Here is a 15,023-nt window from a genome sequence, read left to right on the forward strand (position 1 = left end):
TGCGCGTCCCCGGCGGGGCTGCGCACCTTTTCAGGCCAGTGGTTTAACCGGCGATCTCTGCCATACGTTGCCACAAGGCGTAGTACACCTGCCCGGATTTCTGCTCGCGGTGCAGGCGCCAGTTCGCCGGGAGGCCGAGGGTCGACGGCGCGGTTTCACTTTCGGTATAGACCCAGGCGTCGTCGGCCAGCCAGTCGCGTTCTTCCAGCAGGGCGCAGGCGGCCGGCAGCAGGTTCTGATGGAACGGCGGGTCGAGGAACACCAGGTCGAAACGGCTGGCCGGCTGGGTTTCCAGATAACGCAGGGCGTCGGCGGTCTGCACCTGGCCAACGGTGCAGCGCAGGGTGCCCAGGTGCTCGCGCAGGCGCGACACGGCCAGGTTGCTGGCATCCAGCGCCTGGCCCATGGCGGCGCCACGGGACAGGGCTTCGAGAAACAGCGCGCCGCTGCCGGCGAACAGGTCGAGCACCTTGGCCCCGGCGACATAAGGCGCCAGCCAGTTGAACAGGGTTTCGCGCACCCGGTCCGGGGTCGGGCGCAGGCCCGGCACATCGGGGAAGCTCAGGCGACGGCTGCGCCACTCGCCGCCGATGATGCGCAGTTGGCCCACACCGTTGTGCTGGTTGTGGACGGGTTTCTTGTTGGGACGCGATGGGCTGGCCATTAGTGCTCCGGAACCCCGAGCGGCTGCTCGGCGGGTTTTTCAGTAGGGGCCGGCAACGGCTTTTGCGGCACGGTCGGACCGGCGGTGACGACGACCATCTTGTCCGCGCTCAGGTGCTTGTTCAGTACATCCCGGACCTGCTCCACCGTCAGGCTCTGGGACTGCTGCATGAAGTCTTCAAGATAGCTCAGCGGCAGGTTGTAGAAGCCGATGGCGCCCAGTTGGCCGACGATGTCGGCGTTGCTGGCGGTGGACAGCGGGAAGCTGCCGGCCAGCTCGCGCTTGGCGTCGTCGAGTTCCTTCTGGGTCGGGCCGGTCTTGAGGTAGTCGGCGAGCACGTCCTGCACCAGCTTGAGGGTGCCCTCGCTCATTTCGGCGCGGGTCTGCAGGTTGATCATGAACGGACCACGGGCCTGCATCGGGCTGAAGCCAGAATAGACGCCGTAGGTCAGGCCGCGCTTCTCGCGCACTTCGCTCATCAGCCGGGTACCAAAACCGCCGCCGCCAAGGATCTGGTTGCCCAGGGACAGCGCGGCGTAATCCGGGTCGTCACGATCGATGCCCAGTTGCGCCAGCAGCAGGCTGGTCTGGCTGGACGGGTATTCGATATGGCCGACGCTGGCCTGCGGCTCGGTCGGTTGCGGGATTTTCGCCAGCGCCGGGCCTTTGGGCAGGGCGGCGGAGATATGTGCGGCAATCGCCTCGGCATCGCTGCGCGACAGGTCGCCCACCAGGGCGATCACCACGTTGCCGGCGGCATAGGCCTTGGCGTGGAACGCCCGCAGCTGGGCCAGGCTGATCGGCGGCACGCTCTGCGCGGTGCCGTCGCTGGAGTGGGCATACGGATGGCTGCCGTACAGGCGGTTCATCAGTTCCAGGCTCGCCAGCTTGCCGGGGTTCTGCTTCTGGTATTCGAAACCGGCAAGCATCTGGTTCTTGATGCGCGCCAGGGAGTCGGCCGGGAAGGTCGGCTTGCCGACGACATCGGCGAACAGTTGCAGGGCCGGCGTGCGCTTGTCCGGTGCGCTCAGGCTGCGCAGGGAGGCGATGGCCATGTCCTTGTAGGCACCGTTGCCGAAGTCGGCACCCAGGCCTTCGAAACCTTCGGCGATCGCGCCGACATCCTTGCCGGCCACGCCTTCGTTGAGCATGGCGTTGGTCAGCATCGCCAGGCCTGGCGCGTCGCCGTCCTGGCTGCTGCCGGCGGCAAAGGTCAGGCGCATGTCGAACATCGGCAGCTCATGGGCTTCGACGAACAGCACCTTGGCGCCTTCGGCGGTGCTCCAGGTTTTGATGTCGAGGCTGCGGCGGCTTGGGGCCTTGCCGTCGAGCTCGGCCAGGGATTGCAGCTTCTGGCTGCTCTTGGCCTTGTCCAGCGCCTGGCTGGCGTTGGATTCGTTCGCCCGCAGCAGATAAAGGCCGGCAGCGATGATCAGGGCCACGAGTGCCAGGCCGAGCAGGACCGGGCTGGCGCTTTTGCGCTTACTCATGAGCGGACTCCTCAGGCAATACGTGGGCAACGCTCAGGCGTTCGCGAGTGAAATAGGTACGAGCGGCCTTCTGGATGTCTTCAGGGGTCACGCTTTGCAGTTCGGCGAGTTCGGTGTCCATGAGCTTCCAGGACAGGCCGACGGTTTCCAGCTGGCCGATGGCGGTGGCCTGGCTGGTGATGGAGTCACGCTCGTAGACCAGGCCGGCGATCACCTGGGCGCGCACGCGCTCCAGCTCTTCGGCGGTCGGCGGGGTGGTTTTCAGCTCTTCGAGCAAACGCCACAACCCGGCTTCGGCTTGGGCGATGGTTTTTTTCTTCTGGCTGTTGGGCATGGCCGAAAGCAGGAACAGGCTGTCGCCGCGGGTGTAGGCGTCGAAGCTCGACGAACCGCCGGACACCAGCTCTTCGCCGCGCTCCAGGCGGGTCGGGATGCGGGCGCTGTAGCCGCCGTCGAGCAGCGCAGCGATCAGGCGCAGGGCATGCACCGAATGCTTGTCTTCGGCGGTGGCAATGCTCGGCACGTTGAAGGCCAGCATCACGCTCGGCAGCTGGGTCTTCACCCGCAGGGTGATCTGCCGCTCGCCGGGCTCGGCCAGTTCCAGGGGAATCTTCGCCGCGGGCACGGCGCGCTTGGGAATCGCGCCGAAATAACGTTGGGCCAGGGTTTTGACTTCGTCCGGGGTGACGTCGCCGACCACCACCAGGGTGGCGTTGTTCGGCACATACCAGGACTCGTACCAGTGGCGCAGCTCTTCGACCTTCATCCGGTTGAGGTCGGCCATCCAGCCGATGGTCGGCGTGTGGTAGCCGCTGGCCGGGTAGGCCATCGCCTTGAAGCGTTCGAAGGCCTTGGACATCGGCTTGTCGTCGGTGCGCAGGCGGCGCTCTTCCTTGATCACTTCGATTTCGCGGCTGAACTCGTCCGGCGGCAGGCGCAGGCTGGCCATGCGATCGGCTTCCAGCTCGAAGGCCACGCCCAGGCGGTCACGGGCCAGCACCTGGTAATAGGCGGTGAAGTCGTCGCTGGTGAAGGCGTTCTCTTCGGCGCCCAGGTCGCGCAGGATCAGCGAGGCTTCGCCGGGGCCGACCTTTTCGCTGCCCTTGAACATCATGTGTTCCAGGGCGTGGGACAAACCGGTCTGGCCCGGGGTTTCGTAGCTGGAGCCGACTTTGTACCAGACCTGGGAGACCACGACCGGAGCCCGATGGTCTTCCCGGACCACGACCTTGAGGCCGTTGTCGAGGCTGAATTCGTGGGTGGGTTGTGGATCGGCAGCCAAGGCTGAAAGGGGCAGACAAACCGTACTGAGCAGCAGGCCTGCGGCGCGGCGGGCTAGAGCATTCATTCGTTTTTTAAACCTGTTGGACTGCCCGCTTGGTCTTAGCCTACGGGCGAGAGGTTGGGGCGTGTCATCAATCATTACCAGTACCGCGCCGGAGCCTGCCAGTGCGCAGGGCAAGGCGCGAGGAGTGTGGTTTGGTCATTCCAAATAAACTCCGAGCAACGCAGCCCTGCGCACTGGCAGGCCCGGCCCTCCGGGTGGCGCCTGAAAGCGGGCCATGCTGCGTTGCAGTCCTTGGAAAGGAAAACACATTTCCGGCGGACTGCGCCTTGCCTGGCCCGTTTTCAGGCGGCCACGCGGTACTGGTAATGATTGATGACACGCCCTAGGATACTGATCCGTTTTACTGGCGGCCACGCCTATCAGGCTCGCATGGATCAACGTGTGCTTGAGCAGGTTGTATGGGTTCCCGGCAAGAAGCGCTGTTTTATCGACTAGACTTCGACTTTTCGCCGATTTTGCCGTTTCAGTCCTTTAGTAAAATCGATCCTTGAGATGCCATTGGGCACCTCGACAAAATGTTGCGCGTGAACAAGCCGGCGGAAACGCAGTCTGTTCTGCATCGAATATTTATTTGCCGGTGCGCCTTGATGGCGCGTCGCTACCTTGAGATAGCCGTCCTCCATGTTTGGTTCCAACGACGACAAGAAGACCCCAGCCGCGGCTGGCGAAAAGAAAGGCCTGTTCGGATGGCTGCGCAAAAAACCGCAGGAAACCGTCGTCGAACAGCCACAAGTCCCTGTCGAGCCTGCCCCGGCTCCCGCTCCCGTTATAGATCAAGCCCCGGTTGTCGAAGTCGCCGCTCCTGTGGTGTCGCCGATTGCCGAGCCGATCCTGCAGCCTGAACAACCTGCGCCGGCGGTCGAACATGCTCCCGCGCCGGAACTGCCGCTGACCCCCGAGCACAAGCCCTGGCTGACCCTGCCGGTGGCGGAAGAGCCGGTGGCGCTGGTGGAAGACGAGCAGGCGCCGCACATCACCCCGCCGATTCCGGCCGCGACCGATGTGCAGCAAGCCGCCGAGCTGTTGGTGGCCGAGTTGGCACACAGCGAGCCAGCTGCGGCCCAGGCGCTGATCGAAGAGGAGGACGTGCCACAACCAGTGATCGCGGCCTTCGTGCAGCCCGAGCCTGTCCGAGCACCGGAGCCTGCCCCGGTTGTCGTTGCTCCAGTTGCTCCGGTCGCGGCGGTCGAAGTGCCTGCTGCCGTCGAGCCGCCCCGTGCCGAAGACAACAAGGTCGGCTTCTTCGCTCGCCTCAAGCAGGGCCTGTCCAAGACCAGCGCCAGCATCGGCGAAGGCATGGCCAGCCTGTTCCTGGGCAAGAAGACCATCGACGACGAGTTACTGGAAGATATCGAGACCCGCCTGCTGACCGCCGACGTGGGCGTGGAAGCCACCGCGGTGATCATCCGGAACCTGACCCAGAAGGTCGCGCGCAAGCAGCTGACCGACGTCGATGCGCTGTACAAGTCGCTGCAGGCCGAGCTGGCGAGCATGCTCAAGCCGGTGGAACAGCCGCTGCAGATCGCTTCGCAAACCAAGCCGTTCGTGATTCTGGTGGTGGGCGTCAACGGCGCCGGCAAGACCACCACCATCGGCAAGCTGGCCAAGAAGCTGCAGCTCGAAGGCAAGAAGGTCATGCTCGCCGCGGGCGACACCTTCCGCGCCGCGGCCGTGGAACAGCTGCAGGTCTGGGGTGAGCGCAACAAGATCCCGGTCATCGCCCAGCACACCGGCGCCGACTCGGCTTCGGTGATCTTCGACGCCGTGCAGGCCGCCAAGGCCCGTGGCATCGATGTGCTGATCGCCGACACCGCCGGCCGCCTGCACACCAAAGACAACCTGATGGAAGAGCTGAAGAAGGTCCGCCGGGTGATCGGCAAGCTCGACGCCGACGCGCCGCACGAAGTGTTGCTGGTGCTCGACGCCGGTACCGGCCAGAACGCCATCAACCAGGCCAAGCAGTTCAACCAGACGGTCGAGCTGACCGGCCTGGCCCTGACCAAGCTCGACGGCACCGCCAAGGGCGGGGTGATCTTCGCCCTGGCCAAGCAGTTCGGCCTGCCGATCCGCTACATCGGCGTCGGTGAGGGCATCGACGACCTGCGTACCTTTGAAGCCGAACCCTTTGTCCAGGCACTGTTTGCCGAGCGGGAGCGTTCATGATTCGTTTCGAACAGGTCGGTAAGCGTTATCCGAACGGCCATGTCGGCTTGCACGAGCTGAGTTTCCGGGTTCGTCGGGGCGAGTTTCTGTTCGTCACCGGTCATTCTGGCGCCGGCAAGTCCACGCTGCTGCGGTTGCTGCTGGCCATGGAGCGTCCAACCAGCGGCAAGCTGCTGTTGGCCGGTCAGGACCTGAGCACCATCAGCAATGCGCAGATTCCGTTCCTGCGGCGGCAGATCGGCGTGGTGTTCCAGAACCACCAGCTGCTGTTCGATCGCACCGTTTTCAACAATGTCGCCTTGCCGCTGCAGATCCTCGGCCTGTCCAAGGCCGAAATCGCCAAGCGCGTGGACTCGGCCCTGGAGCGCGTGGCGCTCTCGGACAAGACCGATCTCTACCCGGGCGACCTGTCCACCGGTCAGCAGCAGCGCGTCGGCATTGCCCGCGCCATCGTGCACCGCCCGGCCTTGCTGCTGGCGGACGAACCCACAGGTAACCTCGACCCGCGTCTGGCGGCGGAAATCATGGGCGTATTCGAAGATATCAACCGTCTGGGCACCAGCGTGCTGATCGCCAGTCACGACCTGGCGCTGATCGCGCGCATGCGCCATCGCATGCTGACCCTGCAACGCGGCCGATTGATCGGCGACGGGGAGGCTAGCGTATGAGTGCGACCCGCAGCCCTAAAGTGGCCGAACGCGTGGCTCCGAAAGCCCCGGATCAACCGCCGCAGAAGAAAAAGCGCGACGAAGACGACGGTCCGGATTTCAGCACCCTGCTGCACGCCTGGATCGAAAGCCATCGCGCCAGCCTGCTCGACAGCCTGCGTCGCCTGGGCAAACAGCCGATCGGCAGTTTCTTCACCTGCCTGGTGATGGCCGTGGCCCTGAGCCTGCCGATGGGCTTGTCGTTGTTGCTCAACAACGTCGAGCGCCTGGGTGGCTCCTGGCAGCGCGCGGCGCAGATTTCCCTGTACCTGGAGCTCGACGCCAGCGCCACCGAGGGCGAAAGCCTGAGTGAGCAGATCAAGGCCATGCCGGGCGTGGCGGATGCCGAGTTCATCAGCAAGGACAAGGCCCTGGACGAGTTCCAGCAGCAGTCCGGGCTGGGCGAGGCGCTCAAGGAGTTGCCGCAGAACCCGCTGCCGGGCGTGGTCCTGGTCACGCCGAACGAAGTGGACAAGGCGACCCTGGAAGCCTTGCGCCAGCGCCTGGCGGAAATGCCCAAGGTGCAGCTGGCGCAACTGGACCTGGTGTGGGTCGAGCGGCTGGCGGCGATCCTCAAGCTGGGCGACCGGTTTGTCTTCGGCCTGACGGTGTTGCTGGTTTCTGCATTACTTTTGGTGATAGGCAATACCATTCGTCTTCATATTGAAAACCGCCGCACCGAGATAGAAGTGATTAAACTCGTCGGCGGCACGGACAGTTATGTACGGCGTCCCTTCCTTTATATGGGCGCCTTGTATGGCTTCGGTGCGGGGATTCTGTCCTGGGGTGTTCTGGCGTTCGGCCTCGACTGGCTGAACGACGCGGTAGTGGGGTTGGCCGGCTTGTACGGCAGTGATTTCGCCCTGGCTGGCGTGCCGGTCGCCGATGGTCTATCACTCTTGCTTGGCGCGGTGTTGTTGGGGTATATCGGTGCGTGGATTGCGGTGGCCCGTCACTTGCGGGAGCTGGCGCCGAAATAGTGTCTTTTTGCTTGTATTGACCTTTTAGAATTTTTGGGAACTTGTTTTGTGGTTCCCGGTCAATTTTCAGCAGTGCTGAATAAGCACGAGTTATGTGAGTCGGAGGTTTTTTCGTATGACCACTTCTTTGCAACCTGCTTATGCCTTGGTCCCGGGTGCGAACCTGGAGGCCTATGTGCACACGGTGAACAGCATTCCATTGCTGACGCCCGAGCAGGAGCGTGAACTGGCCGAGAGTCTCTACTATGAGCAGGATCTTGAGGCGGCTCGGCAGATGGTGCTCGCCCACCTGCGTTTTGTCGTACATATCGCCCGTAGCTATTCCGGCTACGGTCTGGCCCAGGCCGACCTGATTCAGGAAGGCAACGTCGGCCTGATGAAGGCTGTAAAACGCTTCAACCCAGAAATGGGTGTGCGTCTGGTTTCGTTCGCCGTGCACTGGATCAAGGCGGAAATCCACGAGTTCATCCTGCGCAACTGGCGCATCGTGAAAGTCGCGACCACCAAGGCCCAGCGCAAGCTGTTCTTCAACCTGCGCAGCCAGAAGAAGCGCCTGGCCTGGTTGAACAACGAAGAAGTCCATCGTGTGGCGGAAAGCCTCGGTGTGGAGCCGCGCGAAGTGCGCGAGATGGAAAGCCGCCTGACCGGCCATGACATGGCCTTCGACCCAGCCGCCGAAGCGGATGACGACAGCGCCTTCCAATCGCCGGCCAACTACCTGGAAGACCACCGGTACGATCCGGCCCGTCAGCTGGAAGACGCCGACTGGACCGACAACTCCACCAGCAACCTGCACGAAGCGCTGGAAGTGCTGGACGACCGCAGCCGCGACATCCTCTACCAGCGCTGGCTGGCGGAAGAGAAAGCCACGCTGCACGACCTGGCGCAGAAGTACAACGTCTCGGCCGAGCGTATCCGTCAGCTCGAGAAGAGCGCGATGAACAAGCTCAAGCTATCGATTGCCGCGTAATACGCCACGCAATACAAAACGCCCCGATTCGATCGGGGCGTTTTTGTTTGTGGCGTTGGGGCGGCGGTATCTGTAAGGGCGCTATCGCGAGCAAGCTTCGCGCCTACGGGGCCGCGCATTCTTCTGTGGGAGCGAAGCTTGCTCGCGATCAGATCTTGAACGTCACTGCGCCCACAGCGCCTTGCGCGAATCGTTCAGGCCCAGCAGGTAGCTGTCGCCGCCCAGCTGGTTCATCTGCCGGCGGATCCAGCCGGCCCGTTGCGCCACGTAGCTGCTTGGATGGCTGGCACTCCATACTCGTGGGTTGGGCAGGACTGCGGCCAGCAGGCTGGCCTGCTGCCGCGACAGCGAGCCCGCGCTGACGCCGAAGTGATGCCGCGCTGCGGCCTCGGCACCAAATACGCCTTCGTCCCACTCAACGCTGTTGAGGTAGACCTCGAGAATCCGTTGCTTGGGCCAGAAGATCTCGATCAGCCCGGTGAACCAAGCCTCCAGCCCTTTACGCAGCCAGCTGCGTCCGGACCACAGGAACAGGTTTTTCGCCACCTGCTGGCTCAGGGTGCTGGCGCCACGAATCGAACCGCCGCGCTCGTTGTGGGCGAAGGCGGCCTGGATCGCGCCGAAGTCGAACCCCCAGTGTTCAGGGAACTTCTGGTCTTCACCGGCGATCACCGCCACCTTCAGGTCGTCGGAGATCTCGTCCCAGGGTTTCCAGCTGCGTTGCAGGTCGATGGGTTCGCCGTCGACCCAGGATTCGACCTTGCGTTCGACCATCAAGGCCGTGCCCGGAGGCGGCACGACACGGAACACCAGCACCAGCAAAACACTGCCGACGGCGAACCAGAGCAGGGCTTTAGAGAAACGACGGAAAAATAAACGCAGCATAGAGATGGCTTGGCCGAACCCGTTGAGCGCGCCATTATACAGGCCCGACCGACGATTCTGACTGGAGTTCCTCATGCTGCGTGGTTTCCTGATGCTGGCCGCCTTTTTCGGCTTTACCGGCGTTGCCCTGGGCGCATTCGCTGCCCATGGCCTGAAAAATCGCCTGAGCGCGGAATACCTGGCGATTTTCCATACCGGCGTCACTTACCAGCTGGTGCACACCCTGGCGCTGCTGGGCGTGGCGCTGCTGGCCACGCAGATCCCCGGCCGCCTGGTGACCTGGGCCGGCGCTTCGTTCGCCATCGGCATCCTGCTGTTTTCCGGCAGCCTCTACCTGCTGACCCTGACCGGTTTCAGCAAGCTGGGCATTGTCACCCCGTTCGGTGGGCTGGCCTTCCTGATCGGCTGGTTATGCCTGGGTCTTGCCGCCTGGCGCTTGCAGCTGACCGCTTGACGCTTGTAGCTGACCTTTAGGTCATGATCGGGCTAGAATGCTGGCCCCTAAAAATGATGGCGGCATCCGGCATGCGCATTCAGTTGAACGGCGAATCCTTTGAACTGCCCGACGGCGAAACCGTTGCGGCCCTGCTGACCCGTCTGGACCTGACCGGACGCCGGATCGCGGTCGAACTCAACCTGGATATCGTCCCGCGCAGCCTGCACGCCGAGACCACCCTCAACGAGGGCGATCAGGTCGAAGTAGTCCACGCCATCGGCGGCGGCTAGCCAAACACCGTGAAAACTACTGCAGGCTTCGCGCGCAATACTGCGTTAAAAACAGGCTCGGAATGCTCATTTACAGCCAGTAAAGTCGGGTGCGACTCCAACCGTTCCTCGCCTGTTTTTGCCTTGTCTTGCCTTTGCTCGCTACGTTTTCACGGCGTTTGGTCTAATAAAGCATTCTGCAAGAACCTCACCCCAACAGAGGATTTCCGATGAGCAACGTTCGCAGCGACAAGCCTTTCGTTCTGGCCGGTCGTACTTACCAGTCGCGTTTGCTGGTAGGCACCGGCAAGTACCGTGACATGGAAGAAACCCGCCTGGCCATCGAAGCCTCGGGTGCCGAGATCGTCACCGTCGCCGTGCGCCGGACCAATATCGGGCAGAACCCGGGCGAACCGAACCTGCTGGATATCCTGCCGCCGGACCGTTACACCATCCTGCCGAACACCGCCGGCTGCTATGACGCGGTCGAAGCCGTGCGCACCTGCCGCCTGGCCCGTGAACTGCTCGACGGCCACAACCTGGTGAAGCTGGAAGTGCTGGCCGACCAGAAAACCCTGTTCCCCAACGTGCTGGAAACCCTTAAGGCCGCCGAAGTGCTGGTCAAGGAAGGTTTCGACGTGATGGTGTACACCAGCGATGACCCGATCATCGCCCGCCAGCTGGCGGAAATGGGCTGCATCGCGGTCATGCCGCTGGCCGGCCTGATCGGTACTGGCCTGGGGATCTGCAACCCGTACAACCTGCAGATCATCCTCGAAGAAGCCAAGGTCCCGGTGCTGGTGGATGCCGGTGTCGGCACTGCCTCCGACGCCACCATCGCCATGGAGCTGGGCTGCGAAGCGGTGCTGATGAACTCGGCCATCGCCCATGCGCAACAACCGGTGCTGATGGCCGAAGCCATGAAGCACGCCATTGTGGCAGGCCGCCTGGCGTACCTCGCCGGCCGCATGCCGAAGAAACTCTATGCCAGCGCCTCCTCGCCGCTGGATGGTCTGATCAAGTAAGAGCCATTGATGACTGAATCAAACGACACGCCAATCCAGCCGGAAGCCGGCGACGAGCGCCAACACCGCCGCATCAAGAGTTTCGTGATGCGCGCCGGGCGCATGACCGAAGGCCAGCAGCGCGGCCTGGAGCAGGGCGCGCCGCTGTATGTGCTGCCGCTGGCCGACGCGCCGGTGGATTTCGATCAGGTGTTTGGCCGATCGGCGCCACGTTCCCTGGAAATCGGCTTCGGCATGGGCCACTCGCTGCTGGAAATGGCCGCGGCCGCGCCGGAGCAGGATTTCATTGGTGTGGAAGTGCACCGTCCGGGTGTCGGCGCGCTGCTCAACGGCGTGCTGACCCAGGGCCTGACCAACCTGCGGGTCTACGATTGCGATGCGATCGAAGTGCTCAACCGCTGCATCGCCGATAACAGCCTGGATCGCCTGATGCTGTTTTTCCCCGATCCGTGGCACAAGAGCCGTCACCACAAGCGTCGTATCGTTCAGGCGTCCTTCGCCGAGCTGGTGCGCAGCAAGCTGAAGGTCGGCGGCATCCTGCATATGGCCACCGACTGGGAGCCTTATGCCGAGTACATGCTGGAAGTGATGAATGTCGCGCCGGGTTACCGCAACCTGGCCGAAGACGGCAAGTGCGTGCCGCGCCCGGCCGAGCGCCCGATCACCAAGTTCGAGCGCCGCGGCGAGCGCCTGGGCCATGGTGTGTGGGATCTGAAGTTCGAAAAGCTGGCTTGAGCCCAGCCTTGTAGGGGCCGGCTGACCGGCGATGGGCTTCTTGCGGGCCAATCGCTGGCAAGCCAGCTCCTACAGGATTGCGATGAAATTCGCCGGAACCTGATCGGTCAGCCAGACCCCGTTCTCCGCCTGATAGAACTTGAAGCCCTGCGCCTGCATGTCCTGTGCGGCGATCTTGAGTATCACCACCTTCCCGTAACGCTGCCCCACCGATTCGGCGGTCGCCAGGTCCTGTGACAGGTGCACGTGATGGCGTGCGCCTGGGATCAGGCCTTTCTCGTTGATCGAGTCCATGAACCGCGTGGCGGTGCCGTGGTAAAGCACGGCCGGTGGCTGCTGCTCGGCCAGTTGCAAGCTCACGGTCTTGCTGGAATGGCCTTGCACGGCGCGAATGCGCTGGCCGTCCTCGGACAGGGCGAAGCGTTTCTTGTCGTTGCTGGCGACCACCTCGGCGATCAGTTCGGGCGTCAGCTGGCGTCCTTCCTTGGCGGCACCCTCGATCAAGGCATCGATCCCGGCCCAGCCTTCGCTGTCCAGCTGCAGGCCAATCGCCTGCGGCTCGTGGCGCAACACGTAGCTGAGGAATTTACTGACTTCTTCAGCGGCTTTTCTGCTCATATTCATCCTTGTGCATAAGTCATGTAGCCGCTGCCGCAGGCTGCGATCGGTTGCGAAGCGACCGCCAAGCCTGTTGATGCGATATGTCAGGTGTAATGCAGTGTCTGGGTTTATGGCTGCTGCGCAGCCAATCGCAGCCTGCGGCAGCGGCTACAGGTCAGCGGCGGTCGGCGACGACGCCGATCAGCACCAGCACCACCAGCAGCACCGGCGCCAGGCTGTAGTTGTTGAACTGGCTCAGTCCGCGGACGATCCACGGCGTGGCGTAGATCAGCGCTGCGCCGCTGCCGATCATGCACAGCAGCGCCATCATCGGTACGCGCAGAGCGCCGGCGAGGCCGCCCAGGCGCGCTTCGACCCAGCCTTTGATATCGGCACCGAACAGCACCAACAGGCAGCCGACCAGGGCCAGGGAGATTTCTGAAAGGTTGCTGCGACTCCAGCGGGACACGGTAGCGAGCAGGTCGAGTATCAAATCCATTCGTTTTCCCTTAGGGCTGAAATCAGCTCAGAAATTTCTGCAGCAAGTCATTGAGGAAGAGTTGGCCGCGCGGGGTGGCCGCCAGGCGTGACGGTTCGACCTGCAACAGGCCGCTTTGTTCGGCGTCGCGGCGACCTTCGGCGAGGCTTTCCAGGGGCAGCCCGGTGCGCTCCGGGTACAGCCGGGCCTCGACGCCTTCGGTCAGGCGCAGGGCGTTCATCAGGAACTCGAACGGCAGCTCTTCGTTGCTCAGGTCCTTTTCGCCGGCCTTGAAGTTTTTCGTCGGGTTGAGGTAGTCCTTGGGCAGGCGGGTCTTCCAGGTGCGCACGATGCGCCCGTCCGGATGGCTGAGCTTGCCGTGGGCGCCGGCGCCGATGCCGATGAAGTCGCCGAAGCTCCAGTAATTGAGGTTGTGCCGGGCCGCCCGGCCGGGCTGGGCATAGGCCGAGACTTCGTACTGGGCGTAGCCGTGTTCGGCCAAAAGCGCCTGGCCGGCTTCCTGGATATCCCACAGGGTGTCGTCTTCCGGAAGCGTCGGCGGCTGGTTCCAGAACACCGTATTGGGCTCCAGGGTCAGCTGGTACCAGGACAGGTGGGTCGGTTTCATGGCGATGGCCTGGCGCAGGTCGCCCAGGGCATCGTCCAGGGACTGATCCGGCAGGCCGTGCATCAGGTCCAGGTTGAAGTTGTCGAACCCGGCCTGGCGCGCCATGCCGGCGGCGCGGACCGCTTCGTCGCCGTTGTGGATGCGGCCCAGGGCCTTGAGCTTGTCTTCCTGGAAGCTCTGGATGCCGATCGACAGGCGATTGATGCCCAGAGCGCGATAGGCGGTGAACTTCTCCTGCTCGAAGGTCCCGGGGTTGGCTTCCAGGGTGATCTCGATGTCGTGGGCGAACGGGATGCGTTGCTCCACGCCTTTGAGCAGCCGGCCCAGGGCCTGGGCGCTGAACAGGCTCGGCGTGCCGCCGCCGAAGAAGATCGAACTCAGCTCGCGGCCGTAGACGGCGGGCAGGTCCTGGTCGAGGTCAGCCAGCAGGGCGTCGACGTACTCTTCTTCCGGCAGCACCGGGCTGGCGGCGTGGGAGTTGAAGTCGCAGTAAGGGCATTTGCGTACACACCACGGGATGTGGATGTACAGCGCCAGTGGCGGCAGATGGGGGAGGGCCGCCCGGGGCGTTTGCGCACCGCCGAGAATCAGCGGTTGCGCGGACGAATCAATGGTCATTGCAGGCTCAAGCGTTGCCGCAGAAGGGCCATGGCGCGGGCGCGATGGCTGAGTTGGTTCTTTTGGATCGGGTCCAGTTCGGCGCTGGAGCAGTTGCGCTCCGGTACCCAGAACAGTGGGTCGTAGCCGAAACCGTGCTCACCGCTGGCCGCCGTGAGGATGCGCCCGTGCCACAGGCCTTCGCAGAGGATCGGCAGCGGATCCTCGGCATGCCGCACCAGCGCCAGCACGCAGACGAACTGCGCGCCGCGCTCGGCCTCGGGGACGTCCTTCAGGGCGTCCAGCAGCTTGGCATTGTTCGCCGCGTCGCCCTGGCCGTCGGCGTAACGCGCCGAGTAGATGCCCGGTGCGCCGCCGAGGAAGTCCACCGCCAGGCCCGAATCGTCCGCCAGCGCCGGCAGGCCGGAAATCCGCGAAGCGTTGCGGGCCTTGAGGATGGCGTTCTCGACGAACGACAGGCCGGTTTCTTCCGGCTCGACGCTGCTGAACTCGCCGATCGAGCGCAGGTGCACCGAGTCGCCGAGCATGGCCTGGAGTTCCTTGAGTTTGCCGGCGTTATGGCTGGCCAGTACGAGTTGGGTAAAAGTCATCATTCGCCGGGGAAAAGCTCTTGGTTGAAATTGATGGTGTTGATCGTGTCGCCGGTCTGCACCTTGATTTCGAAGGTGCGGGTTTCCTGCTGTTCCACCGGGTACTGGGCGATGTAGTAGATCGCGCCCTGTTCGGTGACCTGCTTGAATTTCAGCGGCACCGATTGGCTGGTCAGGTCCTTGACGGTCCCGGTGACCTGGGCGACCAGCGGTTTGCCGGCCTTGAGCACCGAAACGTTGATCACGCCCTGGTTCTTGCTGCGCACCAGCTCCGCGGCCTTGGCGATATCCGGTTGCAGGAAGGTGGAGTTGAAGGTGTTGTAGTGCACGGTCACGTCACCGAACACTTCCTGGCGCTCGCCCTTGATGGGCTCGGCGGCCATCGCCGACGCACTCAGGCACGCTGCCAATAGAAAAGTAACCAAGCGACCCATGAT

General features: G+C 63.4%; 17 protein-coding genes. 8 read left to right on the forward strand and 9 right to left on the reverse strand.

The annotated features are described in order from the left end of the window. Positions 1-43: 43 nt before the first annotated feature. The 3 genes from rsmD to DK261_RS12220 are packed head-to-tail and all read right to left on the reverse strand — an operon-like array spanning position 44 to position 3,502. On the reverse strand, positions 44-664 hold the full coding sequence (rsmD, locus tag DK261_RS12210; RefSeq protein WP_110175767.1) for a 16S rRNA (guanine(966)-N(2))-methyltransferase RsmD: 621 nt from the start codon (positions 662-664) through the stop codon (positions 44-46). Continuing rightward, entirely contained in the window at positions 664-2,154 is a 1,491-nt protein-coding gene (locus DK261_RS12215) for a pitrilysin family protein (protein WP_110175768.1), read from the reverse strand. Before DK261_RS12215 ends, rsmD begins: the two co-directional genes overlap by 1 nt. Beyond that, positions 2,147-3,502, reverse strand: coding sequence for a pitrilysin family protein (locus DK261_RS12220; RefSeq protein WP_009051328.1), 1,356 nt, complete (start codon positions 3,500-3,502; stop codon positions 2,147-2,149). The genes DK261_RS12215 and DK261_RS12220 overlap by 8 nt, the downstream gene beginning before the upstream one ends. Positions 3,503-4,123: 621 nt before the next feature. Between DK261_RS12220 and ftsY the strand changes: the two genes are divergently transcribed. The 4 genes from ftsY (at position 4,124) to rpoH (ending at position 8,322) form a co-directional block, all read left to right on the forward strand. Further along, entirely contained in the window at positions 4,124-5,665 is a 1,542-nt protein-coding gene (gene ftsY, locus DK261_RS12230; protein WP_110175769.1) for a signal recognition particle-docking protein FtsY, read from the forward strand. Next, complete coding sequence (ftsE, locus tag DK261_RS12235; protein ID WP_009051326.1) at positions 5,662-6,333, forward strand: cell division ATP-binding protein FtsE; 672 nt, start codon at positions 5,662-5,664, stop codon at positions 6,331-6,333. The genes ftsY and ftsE overlap by 4 nt, the downstream gene beginning before the upstream one ends. Next, positions 6,330-7,352, forward strand: a complete 1,023-nt coding sequence (gene ftsX / locus DK261_RS12240) for a permease-like cell division protein FtsX (protein WP_110175770.1) — start codon at positions 6,330-6,332, stop codon at positions 7,350-7,352. Before ftsE ends, ftsX begins: the two co-directional genes overlap by 4 nt. Before the next feature lie 115 nt (positions 7,353-7,467). Next, a complete protein-coding gene (gene rpoH / locus DK261_RS12245; protein WP_007921212.1) occupies positions 7,468-8,322 on the forward strand; it encodes an RNA polymerase sigma factor RpoH in 855 nt (284 codons plus the stop codon). A 162-nt stretch (positions 8,323-8,484) separates the two neighbouring features. Here rpoH and mtgA read toward each other — a convergent pair whose 3' ends face one another. After that, positions 8,485-9,207 (reverse strand): monofunctional biosynthetic peptidoglycan transglycosylase, encoded by a 723-nt coding sequence (mtgA, locus tag DK261_RS12250; protein WP_009051324.1) that lies wholly within the window; start codon positions 9,205-9,207, stop codon positions 8,485-8,487. Positions 9,208-9,280: 73 nt separating this feature from the next. On the opposite strand from mtgA, the gene DK261_RS12255 reads away from it, so the two are divergent. The 4 genes from DK261_RS12255 to trmB all read left to right on the forward strand — a co-directional run bounded on the left by DK261_RS12255 (position 9,281) and on the right by trmB (position 11,672). Next, complete coding sequence (locus tag DK261_RS12255) at positions 9,281-9,661, forward strand: DUF423 domain-containing protein (RefSeq protein ID WP_009051323.1); 381 nt, start codon at positions 9,281-9,283, stop codon at positions 9,659-9,661. Between the two features lie 71 nt (positions 9,662-9,732). Further along, a complete protein-coding gene (thiS, locus tag DK261_RS12260; RefSeq protein ID WP_016704841.1) occupies positions 9,733-9,933 on the forward strand; it encodes a sulfur carrier protein ThiS in 201 nt (66 codons plus the stop codon). A 209-nt stretch (positions 9,934-10,142) separates the two neighbouring features. After that, a complete protein-coding gene (locus tag DK261_RS12270; RefSeq protein WP_007921204.1) occupies positions 10,143-10,937 on the forward strand; it encodes a thiazole synthase in 795 nt (264 codons plus the stop codon). 9 nt (positions 10,938-10,946) lie between these two features. Beyond that, the gene (gene trmB / locus DK261_RS12275; protein WP_016704842.1) at positions 10,947-11,672 is read left to right on the forward strand and encodes a tRNA (guanosine(46)-N7)-methyltransferase TrmB; all 726 of its coding nucleotides are present in this window, start codon (positions 10,947-10,949) and stop codon (positions 11,670-11,672) included. Positions 11,673-11,741: 69 nt separating this feature from the next. Here trmB and DK261_RS12280 read toward each other — a convergent pair whose 3' ends face one another. The 5 genes from DK261_RS12280 to DK261_RS12300 form a co-directional block, all read right to left on the reverse strand. Next, positions 11,742-12,290, reverse strand: coding sequence for an RNA 2'-phosphotransferase (locus DK261_RS12280; protein ID WP_101283832.1), 549 nt, complete (start codon positions 12,288-12,290; stop codon positions 11,742-11,744). A gap of 157 nt (positions 12,291-12,447) precedes the next feature. Beyond that, the gene (locus tag DK261_RS12285; protein ID WP_007921199.1) at positions 12,448-12,771 is read right to left on the reverse strand and encodes a DUF3392 domain-containing protein; all 324 of its coding nucleotides are present in this window, start codon (positions 12,769-12,771) and stop codon (positions 12,448-12,450) included. A gap of 22 nt (positions 12,772-12,793) precedes the next feature. Then, the gene (gene hemW, locus DK261_RS12290; protein WP_110175771.1) at positions 12,794-13,996 is read right to left on the reverse strand and encodes a radical SAM family heme chaperone HemW; all 1,203 of its coding nucleotides are present in this window, start codon (positions 13,994-13,996) and stop codon (positions 12,794-12,796) included. Then, positions 13,993-14,589, reverse strand: a complete 597-nt coding sequence (rdgB, locus tag DK261_RS12295) for an RdgB/HAM1 family non-canonical purine NTP pyrophosphatase (RefSeq protein WP_009051318.1) — start codon at positions 14,587-14,589, stop codon at positions 13,993-13,995. Before rdgB ends, hemW begins: the two co-directional genes overlap by 4 nt. Then, on the reverse strand, positions 14,586-15,020 hold the full coding sequence (locus DK261_RS12300) for a DUF4426 domain-containing protein (protein WP_028683555.1): 435 nt from the start codon (positions 15,018-15,020) through the stop codon (positions 14,586-14,588). Before DK261_RS12300 ends, rdgB begins: the two co-directional genes overlap by 4 nt. Positions 15,021-15,023 lie beyond the last annotated feature (3 nt).

Source organism: Pseudomonas sp. RW409, assembly GCF_003184125.1.
Classification (GTDB): domain Bacteria; phylum Pseudomonadota; class Gammaproteobacteria; order Pseudomonadales; family Pseudomonadaceae; genus Aquipseudomonas; species Aquipseudomonas chlororaphis_I.

What these genes read in the sequence shown, in the direction of transcription:
- rsmD (WP_110175767.1), bottom strand. Translation starts at nt 664, where the DNA reads ATGGCCAGCCCATCGCGTCCCAACAAGAAACCCGTCCACAACCAGCAC.
- DK261_RS12215 (WP_110175768.1), bottom strand. Translation starts at nt 2,154, where the DNA reads ATGAGTAAGCGCAAAAGCGCCAGCCCGGTCCTGCTCGGCCTGGCACTC.
- DK261_RS12220 (WP_009051328.1), bottom strand. Translation starts at nt 3,502, where the DNA reads ATGAATGCTCTAGCCCGCCGCGCCGCAGGCCTGCTGCTCAGTACGGTT.
- ftsY (WP_110175769.1), top strand. Translation starts at nt 4,124, where the DNA reads ATGTTTGGTTCCAACGACGACAAGAAGACCCCAGCCGCGGCTGGCGAA.
- ftsE (WP_009051326.1), top strand. Translation starts at nt 5,662, where the DNA reads ATGATTCGTTTCGAACAGGTCGGTAAGCGTTATCCGAACGGCCATGTC.
- ftsX (WP_110175770.1), top strand. Translation starts at nt 6,330, where the DNA reads ATGAGTGCGACCCGCAGCCCTAAAGTGGCCGAACGCGTGGCTCCGAAA.
- rpoH (WP_007921212.1), top strand. Translation starts at nt 7,468, where the DNA reads ATGACCACTTCTTTGCAACCTGCTTATGCCTTGGTCCCGGGTGCGAAC.
- mtgA (WP_009051324.1), bottom strand. Translation starts at nt 9,207, where the DNA reads ATGCTGCGTTTATTTTTCCGTCGTTTCTCTAAAGCCCTGCTCTGGTTC.
- DK261_RS12255 (WP_009051323.1), top strand. Translation starts at nt 9,281, where the DNA reads ATGCTGCGTGGTTTCCTGATGCTGGCCGCCTTTTTCGGCTTTACCGGC.
- thiS (WP_016704841.1), top strand. Translation starts at nt 9,733, where the DNA reads ATGCGCATTCAGTTGAACGGCGAATCCTTTGAACTGCCCGACGGCGAA.
- DK261_RS12270 (WP_007921204.1), top strand. Translation starts at nt 10,143, where the DNA reads ATGAGCAACGTTCGCAGCGACAAGCCTTTCGTTCTGGCCGGTCGTACT.
- trmB (WP_016704842.1), top strand. Translation starts at nt 10,947, where the DNA reads ATGACTGAATCAAACGACACGCCAATCCAGCCGGAAGCCGGCGACGAG.
- DK261_RS12280 (WP_101283832.1), bottom strand. Translation starts at nt 12,290, where the DNA reads ATGAGCAGAAAAGCCGCTGAAGAAGTCAGTAAATTCCTCAGCTACGTG.
- DK261_RS12285 (WP_007921199.1), bottom strand. Translation starts at nt 12,771, where the DNA reads ATGGATTTGATACTCGACCTGCTCGCTACCGTGTCCCGCTGGAGTCGC.
- hemW (WP_110175771.1), bottom strand. Translation starts at nt 13,996, where the DNA reads ATGACCATTGATTCGTCCGCGCAACCGCTGATTCTCGGCGGTGCGCAA.
- rdgB (WP_009051318.1), bottom strand. Translation starts at nt 14,589, where the DNA reads ATGATGACTTTTACCCAACTCGTACTGGCCAGCCATAACGCCGGCAAA.
- DK261_RS12300 (WP_028683555.1), bottom strand. Translation starts at nt 15,020, where the DNA reads ATGGGTCGCTTGGTTACTTTTCTATTGGCAGCGTGCCTGAGTGCGTCG.